This window comes from Streptomyces sp. NPDC033221 (assembly GCF_055577005.1).
Map to the genome: position 1 here is coordinate 1 of NZ_JBVIQN010000092.1, position 1,999 is coordinate 1,999.

Consider the following 1,999-nt stretch of genomic DNA (forward strand, 5'->3'; position numbering starts at 1 on the left):
TCTTCCACTCTCCTGGGAGGGGAAGGGGTGGGAGAAGGAAAGGATGCTGGGGAGGGCGCGTGGTGTGGGGCGCACCGCCGGGGGGGGGGGGGGGACACACCCCCCCCCCCGCACCCCGCACCCCGCACATCGCGCCCGCCTTGCCGGGGACGTCGCTCAGGAATGCGGAGATCTCATTTCCTCGGTCGGCTGTAAGGGCCTTGGGCGCGGAGGCGGGAAACGGCGATTGCGGCCGGCAGCCTCGTAGGTGATCCGGTAGCCGCACCGCACGCACTCCTCACCGACCACGACTCCGTTCTCCACGTGAACGCGGTGGTGTTCGGCCGGGCAGCCGTGCATGGCCAGGGTCGGGAGCATGGTGTTCCCCCTATGCCGAACTGAGGCCGGGTGTCTCACAGGTCGGGGGCGGGGCCATTGTGCCGGTCCCCGCCCGGGGTTACAGGCCGGGAACTGGCCGTCGTGCGCAGCCGTACGGTCGCGCGGCATCCCAGACAGGGCGGTGCGCCGCGGCCCTCCCTCGGCTGCGGCGCACCCGGACGTCCGGGGCCGCCGGACGGCGGCCCCGGAGCGGCGGTCAGCGGCGGCCCCAGTGCTTGGTGTCGATGACGCGGCGGTGGTCGTTGCGCAGGGTGGCGGTGTCGCGGTGGTTGTCCCACACGTAGTCACGGCGGTCCTGGTACACATCGCGCCAGGTGTCACGGCCCTTGCCGGTGTGCACCCGCACCTCCTGGTGGCCGCCCAGGCGCAGGTGGTGGAAGCGGTAGCTCTTGTGGGTGTGCCCGCTGGTCAGGGTCCAGCCGTCGAGGCTGACCGCCCGGCGGCCGGTGTTCTTCACGGTGACCCACTCGGCGTTCAGGGACCGGTTGGAGCCGTCGTCACGGCCGGGGCTGTCGGCTTGGACCGCGCCGATGACGACGGGAGAGCGGTGGAGGGCCGGCGGGGTGTGGGCGCCGGCGGCGGAGGCGGGCAGTGCGGCGGCGGTGACCACGGCGGCCGAGCCGAGGGCGACGGCGGCCAGGCGAGCGGTGCGGATCATGGCGAACCTCCTGCGAACAGTCCTGCTCGAAGGCAGGACCGGCGGGGTGTAATGCCCGGACGGCTGCCGGGCGGACCTCACTGTGCGCCCACCCGCCCGGCCGTGGTTGAACATCGGACTGCCCATTACAGAACACGGACATATGCACACCCCCGGTGCGCCCGCAGTGCACGCCCCCGCGCGCACGGCGATCACACGCCCCTGTCGGGCCGGACCGCGCCGTCTCGCTGAGCTGCGGCAACCGACCAGGCCGGGACGCCCGTCCCTCTGGAGTGTGGCCTCCCGTACGGGCGTGGCACCACGCCAACCTGTGAGCGGACCCCTTCCGCCAGGCCGCTCGCGCGCTACGGCCGCGAAGCGGACGGACTTGGCCGCTTCACCGAAACCGACTCCGGCCGGGCCGCGGTGCGCCGTGCGGCGCCCGTCCCGGAAGGCATCAGGCCGTGCTGTGGTGCGAAGGGCCGCTGGGCTGCGCGGTGCGGTCCGCCTCGTCCTGGACGAGCAGGGTAAGCAGGGAGGCCACGGTCAGGCCCATCCCGGCTTCGGCCGGGTGGCGCAGTACCTTGCCGGGAGTGATCTCGTAGGTGTCGGTGCGCCCCGTGCGGGTGTGGGAGAGGTAGCCGTCCTGCTCCAGATCCGCAATGATCTTGAGGACGGCGCGCTCGGTCAGCCGGCACCGGGCCGCGATGCCGCGGATGCGGAGGTGGTGATCGTCGGCGATGGCGGCCAGCACCCGGGCATGGCTGGTCACGAAGGTCCATTCGGTATGCGGCGTGGGCACTCCGTCCGTCTGCCCAGCCTGCCGATCGTCCCTTCACGCACCCCGATACATATCGAAGAACTCGAGCAGCGGGAGTCCGAGGCCCGCGCACGGGTGGAAGAACTCCGCAAACAGTTAGCCGAGGTGACTGAGAGGCTCGCGTCGGCTGAGCAGAGGCTGTCCCGGCTGAAGATCGCCCGGGA

Annotated in this window: 2 protein-coding genes and 1 pseudogene; 1 reads left to right on the plus strand and 2 read right to left on the minus strand. The window is 72.1% G+C overall.

Going from position 1 to position 1,999, the window contains the following annotated elements:
• Positions 1-574: 574 nt before the first annotated feature.
• Complete coding sequence (locus ACZ53K_RS42625) at positions 575-1,036, minus strand: lamin tail domain-containing protein (RefSeq protein WP_468848523.1); 462 nt, start codon at positions 1,034-1,036, stop codon at positions 575-577.
• Between the two features lie 436 nt (positions 1,037-1,472).
• The gene (locus tag ACZ53K_RS42630) at positions 1,473-1,787 is read right to left on the minus strand and encodes a MarR family transcriptional regulator (RefSeq protein WP_468848525.1); all 315 of its coding nucleotides are present in this window, start codon (positions 1,785-1,787) and stop codon (positions 1,473-1,475) included.
• A 15-nt stretch (positions 1,788-1,802) separates the two neighbouring features.
• On the opposite strand from ACZ53K_RS42630, the pseudogene ACZ53K_RS42635 reads away from it, so the two are divergent.
• Positions 1,803-1,999: pseudogene (locus ACZ53K_RS42635) on the plus strand (hypothetical protein); the annotation flags it as partial.